This is a genomic window from Magnetospirillum moscoviense (assembly GCF_001650635.1).
Taxonomy (GTDB): domain Bacteria; phylum Pseudomonadota; class Alphaproteobacteria; order Rhodospirillales; family Magnetospirillaceae; genus Magnetospirillum; species Magnetospirillum moscoviense.
The window spans coordinates 1-19,998 of the sequence record NZ_LWQU01000164.1; the positions used below are offsets into that span (position 1 = coordinate 1).

A 19,998-nucleotide genomic window follows, 5' to 3' on the forward strand; every position below is an offset into this window, starting at 1 on the left:
GTCTTGCCATGGTCGACGTGACCGATGGTGCCGATGTTGCAGTGCGGCTTGTTACGCTCGAATTTAGCCTTGGCCATAGGTCTCTACTCCGTCCTCGAATAGGGTTTGGTGCCGGTTCAACCGGCCAGCTTGGCGCGGACTTCCTCAGCAACGGCGCTGGGGACTTCCGAATAGTGATCGAAGGTCATGGTGTACTGCGCACGGCCCTGCGACATCGAGCGCAGGGTGTTCACATAGCCGAACATGTTGGCCAGAGGCACCATGGCGGTGACCACGCGGGCATTGCCGCGCTGATCCATGCCATTGACCTGACCGCGGCGGCTGTTCAAGTCGCCGATCACGTCGCCCATGTAATCTTCCGGGGTCACCACTTCGACGCTCATCATCGGTTCCAGGAGCTTCGGACCGGCCTTGGCGATACCTTCACGGAAGGCGGCGCGCGAGGCGATTTCGAAGGCCAGGACCGACGAGTCGACGTCGTGGTAGGCGCCGTCGGTCAGCACCGCCTTGAAGTCGATCAGCGGGAAGCCGGCGATGACGCCGTTGTCCATGGCGGAGCGGATGCCCTTTTCGACACCCGGCACGTATTCCTTCGGAACCGAACCGCCGATGACGGTGTTTTCGAAGGTGAAGCCCGAACCCTTCTCGCCCGGCTCGAAGCGGATCTTGACGCGGGCGAACTGGCCCGAACCACCGGTCTGCTTCTTGTGGGTGTAGTCGACTTCGTACTTCTTGGTGATGGTCTCGCGGTAGGCCACCTGGGGGGCGCCCACGTTGGCTTCCACCTTGAACTCACGCTTCATGCGATCGACCAGGATCTCGAGATGGAGCTCGCCCATGCCCTTGATCACGGTCTGGCCCGATTCGGCATCGGTCGAGACGCGGAACGACGGGTCTTCGGCGGCCAGGCGAGCCAGGGCCATGCCCATCTTCTCCTGGTCGGCCTTCGACTTCGGCTCGACGGCCACTTCGATCACCGGCTCGGGGAATTCCATGCGCTCGAGCACCACCAACGAGGCGTTCGCGGTGTCGCACAGGGTGTCACCGGTGGTGGTGTCCTTGAGGCCGGCGAAGGCGACGATGTCGCCGGCGCGGGCTTCCTTGACCTCTTCACGGGAATTGGCGTGCATCAGCAGCATACGGCCGACGCGCTCGCGCTTTTCCTTGACGGTGTTCTGAACGTAGGAACCGGCCTCGACCACGCCCGAATAGACGCGGACGAAGGTCAGCGAACCGACGAAGGGGTCGTTCATGATCTTGAAGGCCAGACCGGCGAACGGCTCGTCATCGGTGGCGTGCTTGGCGATTTCCTCGTCGGTGCCGTACTTCACGCCCTTGATGGCGGGAATATCGACCGGCGCCGGCAGGTAATCGATGACGGCGTCGAGCAGGGGCTGCACGCCCTTGTTCTTGAACGCCGAGCCGCACAGGATCGGCACGAAGGTCCGCGAGATGGTACCCTTGCGGATGCAAGCCTTCAGCACGTCCATGCTGGGCTCTTCACCGCCGAGATACTGCTCCATCGCCTCGTCGTCCATTTCGACGGCGGTTTCGATCAGCTGGGCACGGTATTCGGCGGCCTTCTCGACCAGGTCGTCCGGGATCGGGGCGTCCTCGAAATGGGCGCCCAGGCTCTCGTCCTTCCAGATCACCGCGCAATTGCGCAGCAGATCGACCAGACCGACATAGTTGCTTTCCTCGCCGATCGGCAGATGCATGACCAGCGGGCGAGCGCCCAGACGGTCAACGATCATGTCGACGCAGCGATAGAAGTTGGCACCGATGCGGTCCATCTTGTTGACGAAGCAGATGCGCGGCACGCCGTACTTGTCGGCCTGGCGCCACACCGTCTCGGACTGCGGCTCGACGCCGGCCACCGAGTCGAACACCGTCACCGCACCGTCCAGCACGCGAAGCGAACGCTCCACCTCGATGGTGAAATCGACGTGGCCGGGGGTGTCGATGATGTTAACGCGGTGATCGCGCCAGAAAGCTGTCGTCGCGGCGGACGTGATGGTGATGCCGCGCTCCTGCTCCTGCTCCATCCAGTCCATCGTCGCGGTGCCTTCATGCACTTCGCCGATCTTGTAGGACTTACCGGTATAATAAAGGATACGCTCGGTCGTAGTCGTCTTGCCGGCATCGATGTGGGCCATGATGCCGATATTGCGATAACGATCGAGAGGCGTCGTGCGAGCCATAGGAATCTCTCGGACCAGGGGTTACCAGCGGTAGTGCGAGAACGCCTTATTGGCGTCAGCCATACGGTGGGTGTCTTCGCGCTTCTTCACGGCGGCGCCGCGATTGTTGGCGGCATCCAGCAACTCGCCCGACAGGCGGTCGACCATGGTGGTCTCGGAGCGCTTGCGCGAATAATCGATCAGCCAGCGGATGGCCAGCGCCTGACGGCGGTCCGTGCGGACTTCGACGGGCACCTGGTAGGTGGCGCCGCCGACACGGCGGGAACGCACCTCGACGGCAGGCTTCACGTTGTCGAGCGCATCGTGGAAGACCTTCAGCGGGTCTTGACCGGTCTTGTTCTGGATCTTGTCCAGAGCACCGTAAACGATGGCCTCGGCAGCGGACTTCTTGCCGTCCAGCATCAGGCAGTTCATGAACTTGGCAACCACCAGATCGCCAAACTTGGCATCGGGGTTGATCTCGCGCTTCTCGGCGGCGTGACGACGGGACATGTCTTTGATCCTTACTTCGGACGCTTCGCGCCGTACTTCGAACGGCGCTGCTTACGATCCTTGACGCCCTGGGTGTCCAGAGTGCCGCGGATGATGTGGTAGCGGACACCGGGCAAGTCCTTGACACGACCGCCGCGGATCATGACCACCGAGTGTTCCTGAAGGTTATGACCTTCGCCCGGGATGTAGCTGGTCACCTCGAAGCCGTTGGTCAGGCGCACGCGGGCGACCTTACGCAGGGCCGAGTTGGGCTTCTTCGGGGTGGTGGTGTAAACGCGGGTGCAAACACCACGCTTCTGGGGGCAGGCTTCCAGAGCCGGCACCTTGTTGCGCGCCGTCAAAGGCTGGCGCGGCTTACGGATCAATTGGTTGATCGTGGGCATTCAAGTCATTCCCTTAAGGCCCTACGGGGCATGTGCGAACCAAGCAAAAAACCAACCGGCGACAAAGCCGCCGGGGTCTCGTTCGGATGCCGGTCGCCCATCCGTCTGGCGTCTTCAAAAGTGTTTCAGAATGTCCCGGCAGTCCCGGGCCAAAGGCACGAAGGTCCCTTGACCGGTTTCCCGAGAGCGCCGCATCCTATTTACCGCGCCCCCCCGCGTCAAGAAGAGAAAGCGGGCCGCCCCAAAAGCGTCATTTCTGATCGTCGTCGAAGGCCTCGAACGGCTTGCCGGCGGCCTTTTCGTCGAAGCCGAAGAAGGTGAAGCTGCCCTGGATGTGTTCGGGCAGCGGCGCCACCACTTCCAGCCAGCCGCCCCGGGGATGGGGCAGCCGCAGGGCGCGGGCATGCAGGTGCAGCTTGCGCGAGATGCCGGTGCCGGCGATGAAGGCCTCGGCCGCGCCATACTTGCCGTCGCCCAGGATCGGCGTGCCCAGCAATTGGCAATGGGCGCGCAATTGGTGGGTCCGGCCGGTGCGCGGCTCCATCTCCAGCCAGGCGACCCGCTTCAAGGTGGCATCGACGATGCGGTAATAGGTCACCGCGTGCTTGCCCTCGTCCTGGTCCACCGCCATCTTCTCGCCGGCCCGGCCGGGCAGCTTGGCCAAGGCGGCATCGATGCGGCCCTGGCGGATCTTCGGCACGCCGACCACCAGCGCCCAATAGCACTTGCGGGCCTGCCGGCTTTTGAAGGCGGCGGCCAGCTTGGCGGTGGCCTGGACGGTGCGGCCCAGCAGCAGCACGCCCGAAGTGTCCTTGTCCAGCCGGTGCACCAGCTTCGGCCGGTCGTTGCGGTCGAACATCAAGGCGTCGAGCTGGGCATCGAGATGCTTGTCGGCCATGCCGGTGCCGCCCTGCACCGCCAGGCCCGGCGGCTTGTTCAGGACGATGACGTCGTCATCCATATATATGACGGCGTCGCGCAGCATGCGGGCGGTCTTCTCGTCGACCGGCGGGCGTTTGGCGGCCTGCTTGGGCGCCTCGTCCTCGGGCAAGGGCGGGATGCGGATCAGTTGGCCGGGTTCCAGGCGCTGATTGGCCTTGGCCCGCTTGCCATCGACGCGGACCTGGCCGGTGCGCAGCCATTTCTCCAACAGGCCATGGCCGACGATGGGGAAATGGCGCTTGAACCAGCGATCCAGACGGGTTTCCGATTCCTCGGGGAGGACGGTCAGGGTTTGAACGTGTGTCATGACGCGGACACTACCCGACCCATACGGCGCGCACCAGCGCCATCGCCGCGAACAGCGCGCCGACCGACAGCGTCACCGCCAGCCCGATATACAAGGACGCCACCAGCCAGTCGTGACGCTCGACCAGCAGGGCGACGTCCAGCGAGAAGGTCGAGAAGGTGGTGAAGCCGCCCAGGATACCCACGGTCAGGAACACTTTCAAGTCCTGGCCGGGCTGCCATACCAGCGCACCCAGCTCGGCCAGCAGCCCCATGACGAACGAACCGACGATATTGACGAACAGCGTCCCCCACGGAAAGCCGGTGCCGACCCATTGGCCGGCGGCAATCATCGCCAGATAGCGGGCGGTCGAGCCCAGGGCACCGCCGGCGGCGACCCAAAATAATGACGTGACGCTCACCCCAAACCGTCCCGAATGCGTGATGGTGCCCGACCTTAGCCGTGACGCCGGTCGCGCGCAACGGCCAACCAAGGCTGTCCGCACCGCCCTGTGGACAAGTATCGCCCATCCCCTCGCCGAGCCCCCTTGCGAAACGTCAATGCATTAGGCGGGAACCCAAACTTTTTCTGTGCTTGATGATGCAGCGCAACAATGCGTAAAGTCACTGCGCTAATTGTGGACAGAATATGAAAGACGGGGATAAGTCCAAGCCCCCCGCCACCTACATGGAGTGTGGTCGATGATTTATGGCTACTATCGGCGGTATTCGCCCCACGAGGAGGCGGCCGAGGAAACCTCTCCGACCACGCTGCTTCGGGCCGAGCGTTGCGTCCGCATCGAGGTCGATGCACCAGGGGAGCGCACCCGACTGGCCGCCCTGATCAAGGAACTCGAGCATGGCGATGTGCTGGTGGCGCCGTCCTGCCAGCGTCTGGCGCGTACTGCCGGCGAGATCTGCCGCATCGCCGCCGCCCTGCATGATCGCCGCGCCAACCTGCGGCTGGCGACCGAGCGCATCGACACCACCACGCCGGTCGCCCGGCTGGTGCTGACGGTTTTGGGGGATTACGAACGCGGCGTGGTGACGCGCCACCGCCAGAACGGCCTGCGCGAAGCCGCCGCGCGCGGTGTCGCCGCCGGACGACCGCGCAAGATCGGCGCCTCGGATGTGCCGTGGCTGAGGATGGAGATCAATGCCGGCCGCTCGTTCGCCTCGCTGGCGCGAGAGCTGGGAGTGCATCCGACCACGGTGATGCGGCTGGCCCGTCAGGTCGGGGAAGGAGCCTAAACCTTACCGCCAGGCCACCTGCCCCTGCGGATGCAGGGTGACCAAGGCAGGCCCATGCCCGATCATGCCGAGTTGGCGAGCTGCCGCTTCCGAGAGATCGATGGCCCTGCCGTCATGGGGGCCGCGATCGTTGATTCGCACCACCACCCGGCGTGAATCGTTCCACCGCCGTACGTCGACGATGGTCCCGAACGGCAGGGTCGGATGGGCCGCCGTCAGTGCGTGCCGATCGAACCGCTCGCCGCTGGCGGTGGGCTTTCCCTGATAACGCGGCCCGTACCACGATGCCTCGACCGGCTGCGGCTCGAAGGCCCAGGCGGTGCCGGCAGTGGCTGCCAAGACCAGGAACAAAGCGACGAGCAGATTGGATCGGAAGGGCATGAGCCTGTGTCCCCAAACACCGTGACGGCCCACACCATGGCCTGTGCGCAACCCGTGCGCAACAGATTTTGTTTTCGACTAACTCATTGAAAATACAATGCATTTTATTGGATGAAGAGCCCTCGCCAAGCCTTTGTCATCCCTTGCTTTTTCGCTCGCGCAGCCAGGCCCGAGGCTCCATCGGCCTGATCGTCGTTGTCCCGATCGTCTTGGCCGCCCTTGCCATCCGACCGTGTTGACCCAGGCCGGAACAAGCCTATATTATCCAGATAATCAAGATTATCTGGAGAACAGACATGCCCGGCGCTCCGGTGTTCGAGACCAGCTACAGCACCACCGAGGTCAACAAGAGCGGCTCGCGGGTTTATGACGATGCCTGGGTCAAGGGCGGGGTAGAGATCACCCGACGCGGACAGCGGTTCGTCCTGCTGCGCCAGGACTACCTGAGTCGGCTGATCGAGGAGGCGCGGGACGATCGCCCCCAGTCACTGGACGACCTGCTGCAAGATTACGACACCGCCAAGATCAGGAATTTGACCGCTGATTTCGAGGCCGAACCGCCGACCGGCACGGAGCTGATCTGACATGTCGGCGAGGGGCGAGGATTTCACCAAGGGCTATGTGCCCTCGCGGGGCGATGTGGTGCATCTGGACTGGAACCCGGCCCTGGGACACGAAATGAAGGGGCCGCATTACGGTCTGGTCCTGTCGCAGAATGCCTACAACATCGGCACCGGGCTGGTGGTGGTGTCACCGATCACGTCGAAGGTCGGCAAGCTGAGCGCCTTCGAGTTCGAGGTCAGGGTGGGACGGGTCAATGGCGTCGCGGTGCTGTCCCAGTTCCGCACCCTCGATTTCCAAACCCGAAGCATTCAGTACGAAGGGGCGATGTCCACCGAGCAGATCGACGAAGCGGCCCGGCGGGTCAGGATGATCCTTTAGCCCCCCTTCTTCGCCCTAAGCCTGGCCCAATAGCCCAGCCGCTCACCCACTTCCCGCTCGAAGCCGCGTTCTGGGAAAGCGAGGTGAGAGTCCATTTTCTCACAGCAACCGATCATAGTCGGCATGCGAGCCGATCCAGAACCAGACGACCTCGTCGCCGTCCCTGGTGCCCAGCGCCCGCCAGTGGAGGCCGATTCGGGCCGACCACACCCCATGTGTGTCGGACACGCACTTGAAATGAAGGCTGGTATGGAAGGGATCGGCACGCCACAGGGCATAGGCCCGGATGCCCTGGCGCTGCGCCACCAGGGGCAGCGCGTCGAAGTGCTTCCAGAAGGTTCGGGTCGTCCGGGAGATCAATGGTCCGGGCGGTCGGACGGGTCGAAGGGAGAAACCTCGCCTTGCGCCCTTTCTTCGCGCGCCTGGGCGGCCATCGCGCCAAGCACATCCTGGGATTTGGCGAAACGTTCGTCCCAGCCGCGCTCATTCTCTAACTCCTCCAGGAGTTGAAGGCCATACGCTTCCTGCTCTTCTTCCGAAAGCCGCGCCAACTCGGCAATGGCTCGTTCCAGAATCTTGTTCATGGACGAACCCTAGCACAAACCAGCGGTGGAATACACGGCGACGGATGGGCCTGGATCGCCCCCTACCCCTTCTTCGACCGCAGCCTAGCCCAATAGTCCAGCCTTTTGCCCACTTCCCGCTCGAAGCCGCGTTCGACCGGGCGATAGAATTGCTGGCGCTCCATGCCGTCGGGAAAATAGTTCTGGCCCGAAAAGCCGTCGGCCTGGTCATGGTCGTACTGGTAGCCCTGGCCGTAGCCCAGTTCCTTCATCATCTTGGTCGGCGCGTTCAGGATATGCATCGGCGGCGTCAGGCTGCCGGTCTGCTTGGCCGATCGCATCGCCGCCTTGAAGGCCATGTAGGCGGCGTTCGACTTGGGCGCGGTGCCGAGATAGATGACCAGTTGCGCCAAGGCCAGCTCGCCTTCCGGGCTGCCCAGGCGTTCATAGACGTCCCAGGCGGCCAGGGCCTGCTGCACCGCGCCCGGATCGGCCAGGCCGATATCCTCGACGGCGAAGCGGGTCAGGCGCCGGGCGATGAACAACGGGTCCTCGCCGCCATCCAGCATGCGGGCCATCCAGTAAAGCGCCGCGTCGGTATCGGAACCGCGCAAGGATTTGTGCAGGGCGCTGATCAGGTTGTAATGGCCCTCGCGGTCCTTGTCGTAAGCGGGCGCCCGCTTCTGCACCACCTGCGCCAGACCGGCGGCGTCCAGCACCGGCTGGGGCGGCAGGGTCGAAAGCGCCTCGATCAAATTCAGGAAATAGCGGCCGTCGCCATCGGCCATCGCCTGCAAGGCGGCGCGGCCGTCCCTATCCAGCGGCAGGGCGTGACCCAGCAGGGCCTCGGCCCGGTCGATCAGGGCGTCCAACGCCGCCTCGTCCAGCCGCTTCAGCACCAGCACCTGGGTTCGAGACAGCAAGGCGCCGTTCAGCTCGAAGCTGGGATTTTCGGTGGTGGCGCCGACCAGGACCACGGTGCCGTCCTCGACGAAGGGCAAAAAGCCATCCTGCTGGGCGCGGTTGAAGCGATGGATTTCGTCGACGAACAACAGCGTGCCCTGCCCCACCGCCTTCCTGCCCTTGGCCGCCTCGAACACCTTGCGCAGGTCGGCCACGCCGGAAAACACCGCGCTCAAGGGTTCGAAATGCAGGCGGGTGCGTTCGGCCAGCAGACGGGCGATGGTGGTCTTGCCGCACCCCGGCGGCCCCCACAGGATGATCGAGGTCAGCCGGCCGGCCCCCAGCATCCGCCCCAGCGGGCCGTCGCCCCCCAGCAGATGATCCTGGCCGACCACCTGGTCCAGGCTGGCCGGCCGCAGCCGGTCGGCCAGCGGCCGATCCTCGGGTCGTTCGAACAGGGTGCTCATGCCTGCCCTCGCCGGGCGGGCGCATCCGCGCCCTTGGCCGCGCCCGCAATGGGCGCCGGATGCCGGCCGGTCGCGCAGACGGCAATGACGAAAGCGACAGCCGGCATCACCCGCCGACCTGCAGGGACAAAGTCTCGCCATCACGGTTGACGGTGATGGTCCAGCGCCTTGCCTCGGCCGCCAGCGCCCGCTTGGCCTCGGCCACCGAGGCGATCGGGCGGCCATTGACCTCGAGCATCAGGTCGCCCGGCTGGATGCGCAGCCGATGCGCGATCGAGCCGCGCTTGATCTTCAGCACCACCACCCCGGTCGGCGAGCCTTCCAGCCCCAGCTCCTCGGCCAGGGCCGGGTTGAGATTGGCGATGGTCGCCCCGGTATAGGGGTTGGTGCCGCCGATTTCCGTCACCTCGCGCGGCGGGTTCTCAGGCGGTGCGACCAGGCGGACGGTGAAGCTTTGCGGCTGGCCGTCGCGCAGCACGGCAAAGGTGGCGTCAGCGCCGGGCGTCAGGGTAGCCAGGCGGAAGCGCAGCGATTCGGCGTCATCGACCTCGCGGCCGTTGATGGCGGTGACGACGTCGCCGGCCTTCAGACCGCCGCGGGCCGCCGGGCCGTCGCGTTGGATGGTGTCCAGCAGTACGCCGGCCGGACGCGGCAGCCGCAGGGCCTGGGCCAGATCGTTGGTCACCGGCTTGCCGGTGGCGCCCAGCCAGGGCCGCACCACCTTGCCGGTTTCCTTGATGCTGGCCAGCACCGAGCGGACCATGGCGGTGGGAATGGCGAAGCCGATGCCGTTGGAGCCGCCATCCTTGGAATAGATGGCCGAATTGATGCCGATCAGCCGGCCGTTCATATCGACCAGGGCGCCGCCGGAATTGCCGGGATTGATGGCGGCGTCGGTCTGGATGAAGGAACGATAGTCGGTGATGCCGATATTGGTGCGGGCCAGGGCCGAGACGATGCCCGAGGTCACCGTCTGGCCGACCCCGAACGGGTTGCCGACGGCGATGACCAGATCGCCGACCTCGAGCGCGTCGGAATCCCCCATCGGCAAGGCCGGCAGGGTGATGCCCTTGGGCAGGTCGACCTTCAGGATCGCCAGGTCGGTGCGTTCGTCCGAGCCCAGGATGCGGGCCTCGTACTCGCGGCGGTCGGACAGGACCACCGTCACTTCGTCGGCGCCCTTGATGACATGGTGGTTGGTGACCACCGTGCCGTCGGCCCCGACGACGACGCCCGAGCCCAGGCTGTTCTGCACCCGCTCTTGCGGCATGCCGTGCGGCACCACGTCGCCGAAGAAGCGGCGGAAGAACGGGTCGGACAGCAGCGGCGAGGCGGCCTGGCGGACCACCCGCTTGGTGTAGATGTTGACCACCGCCGGCGCGGTCTGCTTGACCACCGGGGCATAGGAATAACGCACCTGCTCGCGCGAGGTCGGCACGGTTTGGGCCAGGGCTACCGCCGGAACCAGCAGGCAGGCCGCGATCAGAAGACGGGACACGCGCATCATCGGCACCATCAAGGATTCTGGTCGGAAAGTTATGGGGGCCAAAATGGCGGCGCGCAAGCCGTGGCTCAGGAAAGCTCGGCCAGCAATTGCTGCCCGGCCTCGCCGCCGTCGCCGGTCAGGCTGCCGACCAGCACCCGGCCGATACCGTCCACCAGCGCCTGGGCCTGGCGCCATTGTTCAGGTTCCGGCTGCCCATGGGTCAGGATCAGGAAACACAGCCGCCCGGCCAATATCGAGACCAGCGGATAGCCGAACGTCGCCGCCTGCCCCTTGGTGTTGTGGGCAATCCGGTGCAGACCGTCCCAGTCGCGGTCGGCCAGGGCGCGACGCAACGCCACCAGATCGGCTTCGGCCCAGCTCAGATAGTCCTTCGACAGGGCGGCCAAGGCGGCTTCGGCGCGTGCCAGCGCCTCGGAATCGATCGGCAGATCGTCAGACACCCGGCCTACTCCGCCGCTTTGGCGATGGCGGTGTTGTCTTCGCGCTTTTCCAACAGCCAGCCGGCGCGGTGGATGATGTCGATGGCCGACAGCGGCTTGGCGATGACGTCGTCGATGCCGGCTTCCCAGGCGGTTTCCAGCACGGCGTGGTGGGTGGTGGCCGAAAGCGCCAGAACCGGCAGGCGGGCATTGCCAAACTCGCCCTTCCGCAGGCGGTGAACGAACAGCAGCGCCTCGGTCGAATCGCGCGGCAGATCCAGGATGATCAGGTCGATGTCGTTGCCCGTCAGACGGGCCACCGCCTGATTGGGGGTGCGCGCCTCGGCGACGTCCTTGACCTCGACGGCGGCCAGAAGCGTTACGAACAGACGCCGGATATGTTGGCTGGAATCGATCACCAGCACCCGACGGGACCTCTCCTCGACGACAGCCATCCCATGCTCCCTACCGCAGCTGCGGGGGGTTGATTATATTTTGTTATATTTACTTATATCGGGTCTGGACCTTACGCACAACGGGAACAGATTCCACTGATTGTCCACTTGGGCGCTCCGTGGCACCTTTAGAGGGCAAAGTTCATGGAGAGCCGGCGATGTTGAAACGACTATTGTCCTTGGGCGCCGCCGCGATCGCCTCGGTGGTCGCCGCGTGCGAGGAAGGCCCGGCGACGGTGTCGGGCACCTGGCGCAGCCCGGCGACCTGGAGCACCATGGTCTATGCCAGCAGCGCCGGCCCGATGCTGGTCGAGGTGCTGGGCCAGCCCTTCGCCAACCTGTCGCCCGAAAGCCTGTCGGGTCACGTCGCCGATTCCATGACCGGCCAATTGATCGGCCGCCCCATCACCTTCACCGCCGACCAGGCCCAGGCGCCGCGCCCGCAATTCCGGGTGATCCTGGCCTTCAATGCCGCCGACACCACCGATCCTAAAAGCCTGTGCGCCGGCAAGGTGGTGCTGGGCGCGCCTGCGGAAAAGATCACGCTGATCGCCAGCTTCTGCGACGACGGCCAGATGCTGGCCTCGGTCAAGGGATGGGTCGCCCGAATCGACGGCCCGACTGATTCCCGCTTCCGCCGGCTGATCGGCCAGGTCACCCGTGAATTGTTCGGCAATCCGCAATAGACCTGAAGCCCAGCCCCTGTGCGTTCCGTGACATCCGGGCGGGTTTCGTGCTATAGTTTTTCAGTGTTCCTTAACCCGAGGGTTTCGGTCATGGACATCGGATCGGTGGCCGACATGGCTTTGGTCATGCGGCGTGAGCAGTTCGGTCACGATATGGCGGCACGCATGCTGAAGCAGGCGGCCATGCAGGAGGCCACGGCGCTTCACCTGGTCACCGCCGCGGCCCAGGGCCAACCGGTCGCCGCCTCGACCGCCGCCATCAATGTCGGCGGCGGCGGACACAACGTCAACATCACGGTCTAGCGCATCGCGCCTTTAATCTGAGGCGCGATGCTCCTGCGGCCATTGAGGCCGCGGCCAAGCGGCCGGATGGCCGCGCCCGGCGAGGGCGAAATCATTAAGCGAGAGCGTGATGCACATTTTGTGCGTCACGCTCTAGCGTCTGCCCAGCCGCACGCGGCCAGCGCCGCCCGCATATGGTCGGGCGGCGGAGCTTCGACGTGGATTGCGGCCTTTCCCGCCGATAGCGGCGGGATCGACACCATGCGCGAATGCAAATGCAGTCGCATCGGCGGATTCGGATCGGGTCCGTAATAAGCGTCGCCGCGCAGGGGGCAACCCAACGCCTTCAGATGCAGTCGGATCTGATGGGTCCGCCCGGTGCGCGGCACGCATTCGATCCAGGCCATGCCGTCGCCCCGGCCCAAGACGCGCCACTCGGTGACGGCCTGCTGCCCAGCCGGGTCGATCACCATGCGCCAGCCGCCCTTGCCGGTCAGCTTCAGCAGCGGCGCATCGATGGTGCCGCAATCGGTGTCGGGGGCGCCGGTGGTGACCGCCCAATAGGCCTTGCCGATGCGGTGCGCCATGAACAGCTTGCCCAGCCGCGAGATCGCCTTGTCGTGACGGCCGAGGATCAGGCAGCCCGAGGTGTCGCGGTCCAGCCGATGGGCCAGCCGGGGCGGCTTGGCCCAGCCGAAGCAAAGCTGCGGCAGATAAAGTTCCAGATGGTCGGGGGAATTGGGACCGGCATGAACCGCCAGCCCGGCCGGCTTGTCCAGGACGATGACGTCCTGATCCTTGTAGAGGATGCGGGCCTGGATTTCCTCAGGCGTCATGGAAACAATGGTGCGAGCGAAGCCTAGCCGAGCGGAGGCGAGCGCCCGGCGCCTGAGGGCGTTTCATAACAAGAACATCGTCGCCAGGCCCAGGAAGGCGAAGAAGCCCAGGCTGTCGGTGCACATGGTCAGGAAGATCGAGCTGGCCACCGCCGGATCGATTCCGAACTTTTCCAGCGTCAACGGGATCACCGACCCCATCAGGCCGGCGATGAACAGGTTGAACACCAGGGCGGCACCGATGACGATGCCGATGGTCGGCTGGCCGAACCACGCCCACGCCACCGGGCCGATCAGACAGGCGATGACCACGCCGTTGATCATGCCAACCAGCACTTCCTTTCTGATGACCTGCAGCGCGTTGTCGAAATCCAGTTCCTTGGTGGCCAGGCCGCGCACCGCCACCGCCAGGGTCTGGGTGCCGGCATTGCCGCCCAGGCCGGCGACGATCGGCATCAGCACCGCCAGGGCGACGATCTGTTCCAGCGTGTGCTCGAACAGGCCGATGACGCTGGAGGCGACAAGAGCCGTGCACATATTGACCAGCAGCCACGGAATGCGCGAGCGCACGGTGTCCTTGACGGCGCGGTAAAGGTCGGTGTCGGGCACACCGGCCAGGCGCAGCATGTCGTCGGCGGCTTCCTCGTCGATGACGTCGACGACGTCGTCGATGGTGATGACGCCGACCAGACGGCCCGCCCCATCGACCACCGGGGCCGAGACCAGATCCTGCTGGCGGAACAGGAAGGCCACTTCCTCGCGGTCGGCGGCCACCGGCACGGTCAGGCTTTCATCGTCCATGATCTCGCGCAGGCGCTGCGGCCGACGCCCACGCACCAGCCGGGCCAGGCCGATCTTGCCGATGGGGCGGTGACGCGGATCGACCACGTACAAATCATAGAACTCGTCGGGCACCGAATGGGCGGCACGCAGATAATCGATGGTCTCGCCCACCGTCCAGTAGGCCGGCACCGCCACCAGTTCCCGCTGCATCATTCGGCCGGCGGAATATTCCGGATACGAAAGGCCTTGGGCGACGATGGCGCGGGTTTCCGACGGCAGCGCCTCCATCACCCGGGCCCGCTCGTCCTCGTCCAACTGCGAGACCAGCCAGACGGCGTCGTCCGAATCCAGTTCGGCGATGGCGGTGGCGAGGTCGGCGAAGCCCAGGGCCTCGATCACCTCGTCGCGCACGCCCTCGTCCAGCTCGGTCAGGATTTCCGGCTCGAAATCGGCGCGCAACACCTCGACCAGCTTGGCGCGATCCTCGGCGTCCAGGCGTTCCAGCAAGTCGGCGGCGTCGGAATAATGCAGCGGCTCGGTCAGTTCGCGGGCGGCATCGGTGCGGCCCTCGGCCAAGGCTTCCTCGACAGAACGCACGAATTCGGGGTCGAGACCGTAAAGATCGTCTTCGACTTCCAGACTTCCCGAATTCGCGCCGTTCGCCTTGTCCTGCACTCTATCCCCGCTGATGGGCAACCATCTGGGCGTCAACGGCAGCCAGTGCGGTCATATTGATGATGTTCCGCACCGTCGCCGAAGGCGTCAGAATATGGGCCGGCAACGCGGCGCCCATCAGAATCGGTCCGACCGAAAGGCCTTCGCCGAGAACCTTCAACAGGTTGAAGGAAATGTTCGCCGCGTCCAGGTTCGGCATGATCAACAGATTGGCCTGTCCCTTCAAGCGCGAGTTTGGGAAAATTCGCGTACGGATCTCTTCCGACAGCGCGGCGTCGCCGTGCATCTCGCCCTCGGCTTCCAGGTACGGCGCCCGTTCATGCAGCATCGCCAAGGCTGCGCGCATCTTCAGGGCCGAATCGGTCTGGCGCGAGCCGAAGTTCGAATGGGACAACAGGCCGACCTTGGGCTCGATACCGAAGCGCCGCACTTCCTCGGCGGCCAGAAGGACGGAATCGACGATCTGCTCGGGGCTGGGATCGGGGGTGACATAGGTGTCGCAGATGAAGAAGGTGCCCTGCGGCATGATCAAAAGGTTCATCGCCGCCGGGCGGTTGACCCCGGCCTTCAGCCCGATGACGTCGCGGATATGGGCCAGGTGCTTGTCATAGCGGCCGATGGTGCCGCAGATCAGGGCGTCGGCCTCGCGACGGCGCACCATCAAGGTGCCGATCACCGTGCTGCGGGTGCGGACCATGGTGCGGGCATATTCCGGGCTGACGCCGTTGCGTTCCTGGATCGAATGGTAAAGCCGCCAATAATCGTTATAGCGCGGATCGTCGTTAGGATCGCACAGGTCGAAATGCTCGCCGAGCTTCAGGCGCAGGTCCAATTCGACGATGCGCTTGGTCACCACGTCGCGCCGGCCGATCAGGATCGGATAGGCCAGTCCGTCATCGACCACGGTCTGGACCGCCATCAGCACCCGGCGGCTTTCGCCCTCGCAATAGACGATGCGGCGCAGGTCCTGGCGAGCGCGGTCGAACACCGGCTTCATCACCAGACCCGAGCGGAAGACGAACTGCGACAAGGTCTCCTGGTAGGCCTCGAAATCGATGATCGGGCGGCGCGCCACCCCGGAATTCATCGCCGCCCGCGCCACCGCCGGAGCCATTTTCAGGATCAGGCGCGAATCGAACGGCTTGGGGATCAGATATTCCGGCCCGAACGACAAAGGCTGTTCGCCATAGGCCGCCCGCACCCGCTCGTCCGATTCGGCCATCGCCAGTTCGGCCAGGGCATAGGTCGCCGCCAGCTTCATTTCCTCGTTGATCTGGGTGGCGCCGACATCCAGGGCGCCGCGGAAGATGTAGGGGAACACCAGGACATTGTTGACCTGGTTGGGGTAATCCGAGCGACCGGTGGCGATGATGGCGTCGGGCCGCACGCTTTTGACCTCGTCGGGCAGGATCTCGGGCGTCGGGTTGGCCAGGGCGAAGACGATCGGCTTGGGAGCCATCTTGGCCACCATTTCGGGGGTCAGCACGCGCGGCGCCGACAGGCCCAGGAAGATGTCGGCACCGCCGATCACATCGTCCAGCACGCGGGCCTCGGTCTCTTGCGCGAAGATTTCCTTATAGGGGTCCATCAGCTCGTTGCGGCCCTTATAGACCACGCCCTTGATGTCGGTGACCCAGATGTTTTCGCGCTTGATGCCGACGCTGACCAGCAGGTTCAGGCAGGCCAGCGCGGCGGCGCCGGCGCCCGAGGCCACCAGCTTGACCTTGCCGATATCCTTGCCGGCGATGCGCAGCGCGTTGACCATGGCGGCGGCGACCACGATGGCGGTGCCGTGCTGGTCGTCGTGCATCACCGGAATCTTGAGGCGTTCCTTCAGCTTGCGCTCGACCTCGAAACATTCCGGGGCCTTGATGTCTTCCAGATTGATGGCGCCGAAGGTCGGCTCCATGGCGGCGATGATATCGACCAGCCGGTCGGGATCGAGCTCGGCCAGTTCCATGTCGAAGACGTCGATGCCGGCGAACTTCTTGAACAGCACGCCCTTGCCTTCCATCACCGGCTTGGCGGCCAGCGGCCCGATGGCGCCCAGCCCCAGGACGGCGGTGCCGTTGGTCACCACCGCAACAAGATTACCCCGGGCGGTGAACTCGACGGCGGCTTCGGGGTCCTTGACGATCTCCTCGCAGGCGGCGGCGACGCCCGGCGAATAGGCCAGCGCCAGGTCGCGCTGGGTCGCCAAGGGCTTGGTCGGATTGACACTTATCTTTCCGGGAACCGGAAGGCGATGGTATTCCAGGGCGCTGTCGCGCAGTTCATCCGACATGCTCATAGGGGTCGCTGCCTCGGTAATTTTATTACTTTTCGAGTCCGCCCATGCGGGTGGGATTCATCGCATACGCCGATCCGCCCGAAAGCTCAAGCCCAGCATCGGCATGCTTGCGGATATCCGAACGTAAAAAGCCCCGCGAGACGACCCGCGGGGCCTTTGCCGAAGTGGCGAGCGGCGCGCCTACTTGGTTTCGGCGCTGGTGATGCCGGTGCTCTTATTGTACTTGAGGGTAATCACCTCGACCTCGCACAGGTCGAAAGGTTCGTCCCATTCGACGTCGGAGCCGTCCGAGAACTTGACCGCCAGCTGCCAGTTGCAGGCGGTGGTCGAATTCTTGAACTTGACGTTCTTCTTGGCGCCATTGGCCAGAACGCCATCGCCCATGATGTCCTTGCCCCAGCTCTTGGACGAGGGGGTGGCGACGTAAACTTCGTCGATCTGATAGCCGGTCTTGTTGACGAGGGTGAAGTCCTGGTCGCCCGCCCAAGCGGCCAGCGGAGACATCGCCAGGACAGCGGTGAAAACCAACCCGAACTTCTTCATGTTTCCTCCATCAATCAGCGGCACGGGCGCCCATTTGTGCGCAATATCCGGTCTCCCGGGCTTTCGGGGCGCCAGCAACCTTCTCCGAAGATCGTGAATGAGAGAGCCCGATGGGGGCCTATGTCAATCGGGCTATAACCCGAGGTTGGCGTTATCGGCGCAATAGATCCGGCTTGACGCGAAAAACCCCGCAACCAGGGCTGCGGGGTTTTCGATTTGGTGCGACCGGGGAGACTCGAACTCCCACGACATAAGCCACACGCACCTCAAGCGTGCGCGTCTACCAGTTCCGCCACGGTCGCATAGCTGGCAAACACCCGCCGCAAATGCTCTTGCCAACGGGGAGACGCCGGAATACCAAATCGGTCTCAGATATTCAAGCGGACTTTCCCATGCCCGACCCGATCGAATGGCGGATCAGCGACGAGCCCGTCGCATACCCCGAGGCCCTGGACTTCATGGAGACCCGGGTGGCGGCCATCCGCGCCGGCACGCAGCCGGAATGCGTCTGGCTGCTGGAACACCCCGCCCTTTACACTGCCGGCACCAGCGCCGAGGCCAGGGACCTTCTCGATCCCAACCGTTTCCCGGTCTACCAGACCGGACGCGGCGGCCAGTACACCTATCACGGCCCCGGCCAGCGCGTGGCCTATGTCATGCTGGACCTGAAGAAGCGCGGCGCCGACATCCGCGCCTTCGTCCACGATCTCGAGGAATGGCTGATCCGCACGCTCGACCGCTTCGTCGTCAAGGGCGAGCGGCGCGACGGCCGGGTCGGCATCTGGGTCGATCGCGGCCAGGGCCGCGAGGACAAGATCGCCGCCATCGGCGTCCGGGTCCGTCATTGGGTCAGCTTTCACGGCGTGGCGTTGAACGTCGATCCCGAGCTTTCGCATTTTTCCGGCATCGTGCCGTGCGGGATCAGTCAATATGGGGTGACGTCGCTGTGGGACCTGGGGCTGACGCCCACCATGCCCGAGGTCGATTCGGCGTTGATGGCCAGTTTCGACGAGGTGTTCGACCCCAGTCATGATCAAGGCTAGAGCCGCCCTTCTTGGTTTGCTGCTGGCAGCGGCGCCGTCCGGCGGTGCCGCCCGGGCCGAGGACGCCTATCAGCTTTACGCCCAGGAGCGCTTCGCCGAGGCGGTCGCCGCCTTCACCCGCCAGGGCGGCGACGCCATTACCCACGCCGCGGCCTTGATCCGCCTGGGCCGCGACGGCGAGGCGCAGATGCTGACCGACGACGTCGATCCCTATCGGGCGGTGATGAAGGGCGCCGCCGCCTTGACCGCCGCCGGGGAACGCGGCCGCGCCTCCCGCCTGCTGGAATCCGGCCTGGCCCAATGGCCCAACGATCCCGATCTGATGGCCCGGCGCGGCGCGCTGGAGCTGCAGGGCAAGCGCCCGCTGAAGGCGCTGCCCTATCTGGCCCGGGTGGTCGAACTGGCGCCCATGGACCCCGGCGCCCGTTTGGCCCTGGTCCGCACCCTGCTGGTGGCCGGCATGCCGGTCCGAGTGCATCAGGCGGTCGAGGCGATGCGCGCCGCCCGCATGGATATCGGCCCCGAATTGATGGAGGCCGACATCGGCGCGCTGCAAAGCTTCGGCGACCACCGCCAGGCGGTGAAGCTGGCCGAGCGCTATCTGGAGCAGGGCGGCGTCGCCACCCCGGCCTTGCTGACCCGGCTGGCCATTTCGCTGGAGGCGGTCGGATCCTCGACCCGGGCGGCCGAGCGCCGCCAAGCCGCCGAGAGCTTGCGCACCCCCAAGGCTCCGGCACGCCCAACCACCGCCTTGCTGGGCGACACCATCCGCGACCAGGCCCGCACCACGATCGATCGTGGCGACTGGCCGCGGGCGGCGACCTTGACTGCCGAGTGGGTGCGGATCAGGCCCGACGAGCCCGAGGCGATTTCCACCCTGCTGCGCCCCGAGATCGCCGAACGGCTGGGCTGGGGCCATGTGTTCGCCCAAGTCGCCCGGTTGGTCGAACGCGACCCCGACGATCCCGACCGTCGCTTGCTGGCCTTGCAGGCCCACGCCGGTACCGGTGGATCGGCGGTGCTGGCCCTGATCCACTCGCATCACTTGAGCCGACTGGGGGAATCGGGCAATTCCAGCGTCGCCGCCGGCCAGGGGGTCCGGGACCAGATCGTCGCCCGGTTGGCGCTGTTGGGACGCATCACCGACATCGACCTCGACCTGGCCCGGCTGCGCTTAAGTCCCGCCAACTCGCCAGCGATCGAAGCCAAGGTCCATCCGCGCACCGGCCGGATGATCCGTCTGGTGGAGGGGTTCGACAAACTGGAAGCGGTGTGGGAGGAAGACGGCACCCGCCTGACCCATCTGAGTGACAGCCAGGGCGCCCATGTCCGCCTGACCTGGAGCGATGGCCGCCTGGTGGCGATGAGCCGCACCGGCAAGCACCCGTTCACCGTGGAACTGGCTCCCGACGGCCACCCGACCCGCGCCGAAGGCCCCGACGTCACCGACGCCTTCAACGCCACCCTGGACCTGGTCGCCGCCTGGCAACGCGCCGACATCGCCGACGCCCGGCGGTTAAGATTGGGCGAGTGAATTACGGAAATAATGGGTTTAGCCACGGAGACACTGAGACACGGAGAAGGAAAAAAATAGGCTCTATTCGTGAATCGTATTGACGGTCACGCCCCCATGGCGGCGGCGAGGCAATATCGCGCGGTCGGGTCCGGA

Annotated in this window: 23 protein-coding genes and 1 tRNA gene; 7 read left to right on the top strand and 17 right to left on the bottom strand. The window is 65.2% G+C overall.

All coding sequences use genetic code 11. From position 1 onward, the window contains the following. Positions 1–116 precede the first annotated feature (116 nt). From fusA to crcB, 5 genes are all read right to left on the bottom strand, one after another. Positions 117–2,201 carry an elongation factor G gene (fusA, locus tag A6A05_RS15555; protein ID WP_068503290.1) on the bottom strand — a complete coding sequence of 695 codons (2,085 nt, stop codon included), beginning with the start codon at positions 2,199–2,201 and terminating at the stop codon, positions 117–119. A gap of 21 nt (positions 2,202–2,222) precedes the next feature. Next, complete coding sequence (gene rpsG / locus A6A05_RS15560) at positions 2,223–2,693, bottom strand: 30S ribosomal protein S7 (RefSeq protein WP_068503293.1); 471 nt, start codon at positions 2,691–2,693, stop codon at positions 2,223–2,225. 11 nt (positions 2,694–2,704) lie between these two features. Beyond that, complete coding sequence (gene rpsL, locus A6A05_RS15565; protein ID WP_068503296.1) at positions 2,705–3,076, bottom strand: 30S ribosomal protein S12; 372 nt, start codon at positions 3,074–3,076, stop codon at positions 2,705–2,707. 250 nt (positions 3,077–3,326) lie between these two features. Then, positions 3,327–4,325 carry an RluA family pseudouridine synthase gene (locus A6A05_RS15570; RefSeq protein WP_068503299.1) on the bottom strand — a complete coding sequence of 333 codons (999 nt, stop codon included), beginning with the start codon at positions 4,323–4,325 and terminating at the stop codon, positions 3,327–3,329. 10 nt (positions 4,326–4,335) lie between these two features. Then, positions 4,336–4,725, bottom strand: coding sequence for a fluoride efflux transporter CrcB (gene crcB, locus A6A05_RS15575; RefSeq protein ID WP_068503302.1), 390 nt, complete (start codon positions 4,723–4,725; stop codon positions 4,336–4,338). Positions 4,726–5,005: 280 nt separating this feature from the next. On the opposite strand from crcB, the gene A6A05_RS15580 reads away from it, so the two are divergent. Next, positions 5,006–5,554, top strand: coding sequence for a recombinase family protein (locus tag A6A05_RS15580; RefSeq protein ID WP_068503306.1), 549 nt, complete (start codon positions 5,006–5,008; stop codon positions 5,552–5,554). Between the two features lie 3 nt (positions 5,555–5,557). On the opposite strand, the gene A6A05_RS15585 is transcribed toward A6A05_RS15580, so the two are convergent. Continuing rightward, positions 5,558–5,935, bottom strand: coding sequence for a septal ring lytic transglycosylase RlpA family protein (locus A6A05_RS15585; RefSeq protein WP_068503308.1), 378 nt, complete (start codon positions 5,933–5,935; stop codon positions 5,558–5,560). A 296-nt stretch (positions 5,936–6,231) separates the two neighbouring features. Here A6A05_RS15585 and A6A05_RS15590 point away from each other — a divergent pair, with 296 nt between their 5' ends. Further along, positions 6,232–6,519 carry a hypothetical protein gene (locus A6A05_RS15590; RefSeq protein ID WP_068503311.1) on the top strand — a complete coding sequence of 96 codons (288 nt, stop codon included), beginning with the start codon at positions 6,232–6,234 and terminating at the stop codon, positions 6,517–6,519. A 1-nt stretch (position 6,520) separates the two neighbouring features. Continuing rightward, positions 6,521–6,877, top strand: a complete 357-nt coding sequence (locus A6A05_RS15595; protein WP_068503314.1) for a type II toxin-antitoxin system PemK/MazF family toxin — start codon at positions 6,521–6,523, stop codon at positions 6,875–6,877. A gap of 99 nt (positions 6,878–6,976) precedes the next feature. Here A6A05_RS15595 and A6A05_RS15600 read toward each other — a convergent pair whose 3' ends face one another. The 6 genes from A6A05_RS15600 to A6A05_RS15625 all read right to left on the bottom strand — a co-directional run bounded on the left by A6A05_RS15600 (position 6,977) and on the right by A6A05_RS15625 (position 11,191). Next, the gene (locus A6A05_RS15600) at positions 6,977–7,237 is read right to left on the bottom strand and encodes a ParE family toxin-like protein (RefSeq protein WP_068503317.1); all 261 of its coding nucleotides are present in this window, start codon (positions 7,235–7,237) and stop codon (positions 6,977–6,979) included. Continuing rightward, entirely contained in the window at positions 7,234–7,461 is a 228-nt protein-coding gene (locus tag A6A05_RS15605; protein WP_068503319.1) for a hypothetical protein, read from the bottom strand. The genes A6A05_RS15600 and A6A05_RS15605 overlap by 4 nt, the downstream gene beginning before the upstream one ends. 62 nt (positions 7,462–7,523) lie before the next feature. Beyond that, a complete protein-coding gene (locus tag A6A05_RS15610) occupies positions 7,524–8,810 on the bottom strand; it encodes a replication-associated recombination protein A (RefSeq protein ID WP_068503322.1) in 1,287 nt (428 codons plus the stop codon). 106 nt (positions 8,811–8,916) lie between these two features. Then, positions 8,917–10,314, bottom strand: coding sequence for a DegQ family serine endoprotease (locus tag A6A05_RS15615; RefSeq protein WP_245644317.1), 1,398 nt, complete (start codon positions 10,312–10,314; stop codon positions 8,917–8,919). A 68-nt stretch (positions 10,315–10,382) separates the two neighbouring features. Continuing rightward, positions 10,383–10,757, bottom strand: a complete 375-nt coding sequence (locus A6A05_RS15620) for an Hpt domain-containing protein (protein WP_068503325.1) — start codon at positions 10,755–10,757, stop codon at positions 10,383–10,385. 5 nt (positions 10,758–10,762) lie between these two features. Then, positions 10,763–11,191 (bottom strand): response regulator, encoded by a 429-nt coding sequence (locus A6A05_RS15625; protein WP_082911013.1) that lies wholly within the window; start codon positions 11,189–11,191, stop codon positions 10,763–10,765. 158 nt (positions 11,192–11,349) lie between these two features. Between A6A05_RS15625 and A6A05_RS15630 the strand changes: the two genes are divergently transcribed. Next, on the top strand, positions 11,350–11,877 hold the full coding sequence (locus A6A05_RS15630; RefSeq protein ID WP_068503329.1) for a hypothetical protein: 528 nt from the start codon (positions 11,350–11,352) through the stop codon (positions 11,875–11,877). A 90-nt stretch (positions 11,878–11,967) separates the two neighbouring features. Next, the gene (locus A6A05_RS15635) at positions 11,968–12,180 is read left to right on the top strand and encodes a hypothetical protein (RefSeq protein ID WP_068503332.1); all 213 of its coding nucleotides are present in this window, start codon (positions 11,968–11,970) and stop codon (positions 12,178–12,180) included. Between the two features lie 125 nt (positions 12,181–12,305). Here the strand turns inward: A6A05_RS15635 and A6A05_RS15640 are convergent, their stop codons facing one another. The 5 genes from A6A05_RS15640 to A6A05_RS15660 all read right to left on the bottom strand — a co-directional run bounded on the left by A6A05_RS15640 (position 12,306) and on the right by A6A05_RS15660 (position 17,588). Continuing rightward, on the bottom strand, positions 12,306–12,995 hold the full coding sequence (locus A6A05_RS15640) for an RluA family pseudouridine synthase (RefSeq protein ID WP_068503334.1): 690 nt from the start codon (positions 12,993–12,995) through the stop codon (positions 12,306–12,308). A 63-nt stretch (positions 12,996–13,058) separates the two neighbouring features. Further along, complete coding sequence (gene mgtE, locus A6A05_RS15645) at positions 13,059–14,453, bottom strand: magnesium transporter (protein WP_068503337.1); 1,395 nt, start codon at positions 14,451–14,453, stop codon at positions 13,059–13,061. A gap of 1 nt (position 14,454) precedes the next feature. Further along, entirely contained in the window at positions 14,455–16,737 is a 2,283-nt protein-coding gene (locus A6A05_RS15650) for an NADP-dependent malic enzyme (protein WP_068503351.1), read from the bottom strand. Positions 16,738–16,923: 186 nt separating this feature from the next. After that, positions 16,924–17,286, bottom strand: coding sequence for a hypothetical protein (locus A6A05_RS15655; protein WP_068503339.1), 363 nt, complete (start codon positions 17,284–17,286; stop codon positions 16,924–16,926). A gap of 217 nt (positions 17,287–17,503) precedes the next feature. Then, positions 17,504–17,588 (bottom strand) — tRNA-Leu (locus tag A6A05_RS15660). Positions 17,589–17,690: 102 nt separating this feature from the next. Here A6A05_RS15660 and lipB point away from each other — a divergent pair. Continuing rightward, entirely contained in the window at positions 17,691–18,329 is a 639-nt protein-coding gene (lipB, locus tag A6A05_RS15665; protein ID WP_068503354.1) for a lipoyl(octanoyl) transferase LipB, read from the top strand. Next, on the top strand, positions 18,316–19,863 hold the full coding sequence (locus A6A05_RS15670; protein ID WP_156521096.1) for a hypothetical protein: 1,548 nt from the start codon (positions 18,316–18,318) through the stop codon (positions 19,861–19,863). The genes lipB and A6A05_RS15670 overlap by 14 nt, the downstream gene beginning before the upstream one ends. Positions 19,864–19,998: the final 135 nt, after the last annotated feature.

Excerpts from the sequence above, each read along its gene's own strand:
- fusA (WP_068503290.1), bottom strand. The coding sequence starts at position 2,201 with ATGGCTCGCACGACGCCTCTCGATCGTTATCGCAATATCGGCATCATG.
- rpsG (WP_068503293.1), bottom strand. The coding sequence starts at position 2,693 with ATGTCCCGTCGTCACGCCGCCGAGAAGCGCGAGATCAACCCCGATGCC.
- rpsL (WP_068503296.1), bottom strand. The coding sequence starts at position 3,076 with ATGCCCACGATCAACCAATTGATCCGTAAGCCGCGCCAGCCTTTGACG.
- A6A05_RS15570 (WP_068503299.1), bottom strand. The coding sequence starts at position 4,325 with ATGACACACGTTCAAACCCTGACCGTCCTCCCCGAGGAATCGGAAACC.
- A6A05_RS15580 (WP_068503306.1), top strand. The coding sequence starts at position 5,006 with ATGATTTATGGCTACTATCGGCGGTATTCGCCCCACGAGGAGGCGGCC.
- A6A05_RS15585 (WP_068503308.1), bottom strand. The coding sequence starts at position 5,935 with ATGCCCTTCCGATCCAATCTGCTCGTCGCTTTGTTCCTGGTCTTGGCA.
- A6A05_RS15590 (WP_068503311.1), top strand. The coding sequence starts at position 6,232 with ATGCCCGGCGCTCCGGTGTTCGAGACCAGCTACAGCACCACCGAGGTC.
- A6A05_RS15595 (WP_068503314.1), top strand. The coding sequence starts at position 6,521 with ATGTCGGCGAGGGGCGAGGATTTCACCAAGGGCTATGTGCCCTCGCGG.
- A6A05_RS15605 (WP_068503319.1), bottom strand. The coding sequence starts at position 7,461 with ATGAACAAGATTCTGGAACGAGCCATTGCCGAGTTGGCGCGGCTTTCG.
- A6A05_RS15610 (WP_068503322.1), bottom strand. The coding sequence starts at position 8,810 with ATGAGCACCCTGTTCGAACGACCCGAGGATCGGCCGCTGGCCGACCGG.
- A6A05_RS15615 (WP_245644317.1), bottom strand. The coding sequence starts at position 10,314 with ATGCGCGTGTCCCGTCTTCTGATCGCGGCCTGCCTGCTGGTTCCGGCG.
- A6A05_RS15625 (WP_082911013.1), bottom strand. The coding sequence starts at position 11,191 with ATGGCTGTCGTCGAGGAGAGGTCCCGTCGGGTGCTGGTGATCGATTCC.
- A6A05_RS15630 (WP_068503329.1), top strand. The coding sequence starts at position 11,350 with ATGTTGAAACGACTATTGTCCTTGGGCGCCGCCGCGATCGCCTCGGTG.
- A6A05_RS15635 (WP_068503332.1), top strand. The coding sequence starts at position 11,968 with ATGGACATCGGATCGGTGGCCGACATGGCTTTGGTCATGCGGCGTGAG.
- A6A05_RS15640 (WP_068503334.1), bottom strand. The coding sequence starts at position 12,995 with ATGACGCCTGAGGAAATCCAGGCCCGCATCCTCTACAAGGATCAGGAC.
- A6A05_RS15650 (WP_068503351.1), bottom strand. The coding sequence starts at position 16,737 with ATGTCGGATGAACTGCGCGACAGCGCCCTGGAATACCATCGCCTTCCG.
- A6A05_RS15655 (WP_068503339.1), bottom strand. The coding sequence starts at position 17,286 with ATGAAGAAGTTCGGGTTGGTTTTCACCGCTGTCCTGGCGATGTCTCCG.
- A6A05_RS15670 (WP_156521096.1), top strand. The coding sequence starts at position 18,316 with ATGATCAAGGCTAGAGCCGCCCTTCTTGGTTTGCTGCTGGCAGCGGCG.